Below are 6,387 nucleotides of genomic sequence, written 5' to 3' on the forward strand. Positions count from 1 at the left end.
ATCCACTTGTTCGCACCTTCCTTAGCGCAGTCAGCAGTTCATCCACCAGCGCTTCCACCGGCTTGCCGGCATTCAGCAGATGAATTTCCGGCTGCTCGGGGGCCTCGTAGGCGGAGTCGATACCGGTAAAATTCGTGATCTCCCCTGCTCGCGCCTTCTTGTAGAGTCCCTTGGGGTCGCGCTCTTCACAAACGGCGAGCGGCGCATCGACAAACACTTCGACAAACTCCCCTTCACCCACGAGATTGCGCACCAGCGCACGCTCGGCACGAAACGGCGAGATAAAGGCGGTGAGCACGATCAGGCCCGCATCCACCATCAGTTTTGCCACCTCACCGACACGGCGGATATTCTCCTGACGGGCGGCATCATCGAAGCCGAGATCGCCACAGAGGCCGTGGCGCACGTTGTCCCCATCCAGCAGATAGGTGTGCTTGCCTTGTGCGGCCAGCGCCTGCTCCAAGGCTCCCGCCAGGGTGGATTTACCCGCCCCGGAGAGGCCGGTGAACCAGATCACCAGCGGCTTTTGTCCTTTCTGCTCGGCCCTACGCTCTTTGCCCACGGCATGCTGATGCCACACGATATTGCTCATCCAAAACTCCTTGCTTGGCGCGCGCGCCTCAATGCTGAAACGGTCTGGCTCCTTGAGCTCAGCCTCTGGCCACTCGCCACTGACGGGTGCCATGGTGGTCGTGTATTCCTATTCCCTGCAAGGCACCAAGCCCCCAGTTGCGCCCCCTTAAAACGGAAACAGCAGGGGCACCATGACGATCACCCCGATGCTGTAAGCCAGGGAGACCGGCAGGGCCAATTTAAGGTAATCCGGCATCTTGTAGTTGCCCGCCGCATAGACCATCAGGTTGGTCTGATAGCCGTAGGGCAGGATAAAGCTGGAGCTCGCCCCGAACAGCACCGCCAGAATGAACGGCATGGTGGAGACATCCATGCTGAGCGCCAGCTGGTAACCCATGGGGAAGGCCAGGGCGGCGGCGGCGTTGTTGCTCATCAGCTCGGTCAGCACCAGGGTAAACAGGTAGATGCCGATAAAGGCGATGATGGGGCTGGCACCGTTGAACTCCCCCATCAGCCAGTCGGCGATGAGTTTGGCCAGCCCGCTCTGCTCCAGCTGATCGGCGATGGCCAGCGCGCCCCCCACCACCAGCCAGATATCCAGCGGAAAGCGGCGGCGGATCTCGTCCAGGGTCAGGATGCGGGAGAAGAGCAGCACCACCAGCATCACCAGCAGCCCCTTGAAGAGCGGCACCAGATCGAGCACCGACAGGGTCAGCACCCCGAGAAAGCCCAGTACCACGGCAGCGCTGCGCGTGGCATCGAGCCGGGTAGAGGCCTCCAGCCCGCTCACCACCACGAACTCGCGGGAGAGGGACTTGTTGCCCGCAAACTTGGGGCCCGGCGCCAGCAGCAAGGTGTCCCCTGCATGCAATTCAATCTGGCCGAGGCCACCGGTGAGCTGGGTCTCGCCCCGGCGCACCGCCAGCACCACCGCATCGAAGTGGGTGCGAAACTCCGCATCCTTGATGGTCTGACCCACCAGGCGCGAGCTGTGGCTGACGATCACCTCCACCAGATGCTGGCCGTTGAGCCGGTGCTGGCCGTAGAGATCCAGCCCCTTGAGCTCCTGCAACACGCCGACGCTCTCCACATCGCCACAAAACAGCAGCATGTCCCCCTCGTGCAGCTCGTGTTCCGGCTGCACCGGGCAGATCACCTGATTGCCGCGGATGATCTCGGCAAGATAAAGGCTTTTCAGGCTGCGCAGGCCATTCTCCTTGACGCTGCGTCCGGCCATGGGCGAGCCGGCGCCCACCTTGGCCTCGAGAAAATAGCCGGATTCGCGGCTCATCTCGGTGTCCTGCTCCGGCAGGTGGCGGGCAAACAGCAGCACGGCGATGAGGCCGGTCAGCAGGGTCCCCGCCCCCACCATGAAGAAGTCGAACATGCCGAGCGGCTTGGCCCCCATCTTGATGAGGAAGCTGTTGACGATAAGGTTGGTGGAGGTGCCGATCAGGATCAGCACGCCGCCAAAGGTCGCCGCGAAGCACATGGGCAGCAGCAGCCGGGAGGGCGCATGGTTGGGGTTGCGTTTGACCGCCCCCAACATGGAGGCCACCACGGCGGTGTTGTTGACGAACGCCGACAGGAGGGCGGTGGAGAACCACACCTTCACCAGCACCTTGTTGAAGGAGCCGGTGCCCACCAGGTTGGCGAACCAGCTCATGACCCGGGTTTTTTCCACCGCCAGGGAGACCAGCAGCAACAGCACCAGGGTCAGCAGGGCGCTGTTGGTGTAGCCCGCCACCACGGCGTTGATGTCCGCCAGACCGCTCAGGTAGGTGATGAGCACGGCGCCCGAGAAGAGCAGCGCCGGCCGGAGTTTGCCCTGGATCAGCAGGACGACGAGGGCAGCCAGCAGACCCAGCACCAGGGATTGTTGCCAGGTCATGGGCTTATTCCTTGCTTGCGTCGTTGCTGATGGTCAGCGCCTGCCTGTGGGGGAAGTGCTTGCGCACCAGGGCGTTGAGCTCGACTTCGAACTCGCTGTAGTGCCCTGTTGCCACTTTCGCGGCCAAGCCCTCCACTATCATGCCGGCACCCACGGTGACGTTGGTCAGTCGATCAATGAGGATGAAGCTGCCTGTATCGCGGATCTCCTGGTACGGGTCGAACGCCACCGGGTCAGTCAGGCTCAGCTCGCACAGGCCGATCTCGTTGAGCTTGAGTTCGCTCGCATCCAGCTGGTCCAGCTTGTTGATCTCGATGCGGTGGCAGATGGCCTCCACCTGGCCACGGCTCTTCTTGGTGGCCAGCTTGACGTCATAGACCCGGCCCGGTTGCAGGGACTCCTCCCCCATCCAGACGATGTGAGCCAGCACGTTCTGGGTCACCTGGGGCTTTTTCGCCGCATCCACCAGCAGGTCGCCCCGGCTGATGTCGATCTCGTCCGCGAAGGTGACCGTGATGGCCTGACCCGGCAGGGCGTAGTCCAGATCCCCGTCGAAGGTGACGATGCGAGCCACCGTGCTCTCTTTGCCGGACGGCAACACCGCCAGCTTGTCGCCCACCCGCAGGATGCCGGAGGCCAAAGTGCCTGCGAAGCCGCGAAAATCGAGGTTGGGGCGGTTCACGTACTGCACCGGCAGGCGCACCGGGTGGCGCTCCAGCTCGCGCTCAACTTCCGCGCTCTCCAGCAGGGAGAGCAGGGTTTCACCCTGATACCAGGCCAGCTTGTCGCTTGGGTTGACCACGTTGTCACCGTCCAGCGCCGAGACCGGCACGATATGGATGGTGTCGACGCTGAGCTTCTTGGCGAACTCGCGGTACTCCAAGCTGATGCGCTCGAACACCTCCTGGCTGAACTCCACCAGATCCATCTTGTTGACCGCCACCACGAACTGCTTGATGCCGAGCAGGCTCGCGATAAAGCTGTGGCGACGGGTCTGATCCAGCACCCCCTTGCGGGCATCGATCAATATGATGGCCAGATCGCAGGTGGAGGCGCCGGTGGCCATGTTGCGGGTGTACTGCTCATGGCCCGGGGTGTCCGAGATGATGAATTTGCGCTTGGCGGTGGAGAAATAGCGGTAGGCCACGTCGATGGTGATGCCCTGCTCGCGCTCCGCCTGCAGGCCGTCCACCAGCAGCGCCAGGTCCAGCTTCTCGCCGGTGGTGCCGAGCTTCTGGCTGTCGGACTCCAGCGCTTTGAGCTGATCTTCATAGATCTGCTGGGAGTCGTGCAGCAGGCGGCCGATAAGGGTGCTCTTGCCATCGTCCACGCTGCCGCAGGTGAGAAAGCGCAGCAGGCTCTTGTGTTGCTGGGCGTGCAGGTAGGCTTCAATGCCCTGTTCGCTGATGGCGGTCTGAATATGGTTGTTCATGTTGCGATTCCTTAGAACATTTTTTTAGAAATAGCCCTGACGCTTCTTCTGCTCCATGGAGCCGGCCTGATCGTGGTCGATGAGCCGCCCTTGCCGCTCGCTCGAGGTGGTGATCAGCATCTCTTCGATGATCTCCGGCAAGGTGGTGGCATTGGATTCGATGGCCCCGGTCAGCGGGTAGCAGCCGAGGGTACGAAAGCGCACCAGCTCCTGCTTCACTTCATCTTCCGGGCCGATGGGCATGCGCTCGTCATCCACCATGATCTTGATGCCATTGCGCTCCACCACAGGGCGGTGGGCTGCGAAGTAGAGCGGCACTATGTCAATGTTCTCGAGATAGATGTATTGCCAGATATCCAGCTCGGTCCAGTTAGAGAGCGGGAAGACCCGGATGCTCTCACCCTTGTTGACCTGGCTGTTGTAGACGCGCCACAGCTCCGGGCGCTGGTTCTTCGGATCCCAGCGGTGAGACTTGTCGCGGAAGGAGTAGACCCGCTCCTTGGCTCGGGACTTCTCCTCGTCGCGGCGGGCCCCACCGAAGGCGGCGTCGAAGCCGTATTTGTTGAGCGCCTGCTTGAGCCCCTCGGTCTTCATAATGTCGGTGTGCTTGCCGCTGCCGTGCACGAAGGGGTTGATGCCCATGGCGAGGCCATCCGGGTTCTTGTGGACGATAAGATCCAGCCCGTACTTTTTGGCGGTCTCATCGCGGAACTTGATCATCTCCTTGAACTTCCAGTCGGTGTCGACGTGCAGCAGGGGGAAGGGGATCTTGCCCGGATAGAAGGCCTTGCGGGCCAGGTGCAGCATGACGGAGGAGTCCTTGCCGATGGAGTACATCATCACCGGGTTTTCAAATTCGGCAGCCACCTCGCGGATGATGTGGATGCTCTCGGCTTCCAGTTGCTGCAGATGGGTCAATCTTTCACGGTCCATGTCTGGGTCCTCGGTTCATTGCTGACGCGCCTGGTCGGTGCGCGGTCTTGGTTCAGGTCGGTGCCGCCATGGCAACACCGTCAAATCGATTCGGGTCTTGGCCTCAGGCCAGGCTCACCAGTTTGAGCTCGTGGCCGCTGTCGGCCTCCTGCCCCTGCGCCGTCTCGCCAAACCAGGCAAGCCGTTCACGCAGGGCAACCACTTCGCCGATGACGATAAGCGACGGGCTCACCGCCTGGGCGGCCAGCTCGGCCAGCTCCGCCAAGGTGCCGGTCAGCACCAGCTGCCGCGCCGTGGTGCCCCGTTCAATGATGGCGATGGGGGTGGCGGCGCTGCGGCCATGGCTCACCAGCTGCTGCTGGATATGCTCGGAGCGCATCAACCCCATGTAGATGACCAGGGTCTGGCTGGTGGCGGCGAGCTGCTGCCAGTCGGGCTCCTTGCCCTCCTTCTGGCAGTGGCCGGTGATAAAAACGGCGCTCTGGGCATGGTCGCGGTGAGTGAGCGGAATGCCGGCATAGGCGGTGGCACCGGCGGCAGCCGTGATGCCGGGCACCACGGAGAAGGGGATGCCTTCGTCTGCCAGCACTTCCAGCTCCTCGCCGCCACGGCCGAACATGAAGGGATCGCCCCCCTTGAGCCGCACCACCCGGTTGCCCGCCCTGGCGTATTCCACCAGCAGGCGATTGGTCTCTTCCTGGGGCACGCTGTGAGCGCCGGCCTTCTTGCCGACCGACACTAGGGTGGCATCGCGGCGCACCAGGTCGAGGATCTCGGCGGAGACCAGCTGGTCATAAAGCACCACCTCGGCCTGTTGAATTTGTTGCAGCGCCTTGAGGGTCAACAGACCCGGATCACCGGGGCCCGCCCCCACCAGCACCACCTCGCCCACTTCGCTTTTCGCATTGTCGAGACCCTCGTTCAGCCAGCTCTCGGCCCCTTGCCAATCTTCCTTCTCAATCAGACCAGCCAGGGTGTTGGAGGCAAACGCCCGCTCCCAGAAGCGGCGACGATCGGAAATGGAGGAGAGCACCCGCTTGGCCCGGTCGCGTACCCGACCCGAGAGTTCGGCCAGGCCTCCTAGGTGGCGCGGCAGCAGGCTCTCGAGCCGCTCGCGCAGCAGGCGCACCAGCACAGGCGCCTTGCCGCCGCTGGAGATGGCCACCATGATGGGGCTGCGATCGATGATGGAGGGGAAGATAAAGCTGGAGCGCTTGGGATCATCCACCACATTGACGAACAGACCGAGCTGGTTGGCGCTCTGATAGACCAGGGCGTTCACCTCGAGGTCGTCGGTGGCGGCCACCACCAGGATCTGGCCGGCCAGATGGGCCGGAGTGAAGCGCTCCGCCAGATGGATGAAGCGGCCGGCAAATTCATGGAAGTCAGGTTCCAGCTCGGGGGAGACCAGGGTCAGCCTGGCACCGGCCGCCAGCAGCAGGCGCGCCTTGCGCAGTGCCACTTCGCCCCCACCCACCAGCAGCACAGGGCGACCGTCCAATTTGGCAAACATCGGCAAATAATCCATTTCGGCCCATCCCTCGGAACACGACTAATA

The 6,387-nt window shown here is 62.8% G+C and carries 5 protein-coding genes; all 5 read right to left on the reverse strand.

Translation table 11 applies throughout. The features are described 5' to 3' along the window. Nucleotides 1-592 (reverse strand): adenylyl-sulfate kinase (gene cysC / locus CAK78_RS06980; RefSeq protein ID WP_141214142.1); only part of this gene is annotated, 592 nt, incomplete at its 3' end. A 147-nt stretch (nt 593-739) separates the two neighbouring features. Beyond that, the gene (locus CAK78_RS06985) at nt 740-2,464 is read right to left on the reverse strand and encodes an SLC13 family permease (protein ID WP_094696812.1); all 1,725 of its coding nucleotides are present in this window, start codon (nt 2,462-2,464) and stop codon (nt 740-742) included. Between the two features lie 4 nt (nt 2,465-2,468). Next, on the reverse strand, nt 2,469-3,896 hold the full coding sequence (gene cysN / locus CAK78_RS06990; protein WP_094696813.1) for a sulfate adenylyltransferase subunit CysN: 1,428 nt from the start codon (nt 3,894-3,896) through the stop codon (nt 2,469-2,471). A 24-nt stretch (nt 3,897-3,920) separates the two neighbouring features. After that, the gene (cysD, locus tag CAK78_RS06995; RefSeq protein WP_005304721.1) at nt 3,921-4,829 is read right to left on the reverse strand and encodes a sulfate adenylyltransferase subunit CysD; all 909 of its coding nucleotides are present in this window, start codon (nt 4,827-4,829) and stop codon (nt 3,921-3,923) included. A gap of 103 nt (nt 4,830-4,932) precedes the next feature. Then, entirely contained in the window at nt 4,933-6,357 is a 1,425-nt protein-coding gene (cysG, locus tag CAK78_RS07000) for a siroheme synthase CysG (protein ID WP_094696814.1), read from the reverse strand. Between the last annotated feature and the right edge of the window lie 30 nt (nt 6,358-6,387).

Source organism: Aeromonas sp. A35_P (assembly GCF_002259925.1).
Classification (GTDB): domain Bacteria; phylum Pseudomonadota; class Gammaproteobacteria; order Enterobacterales; family Aeromonadaceae; genus Aeromonas; species Aeromonas dhakensis.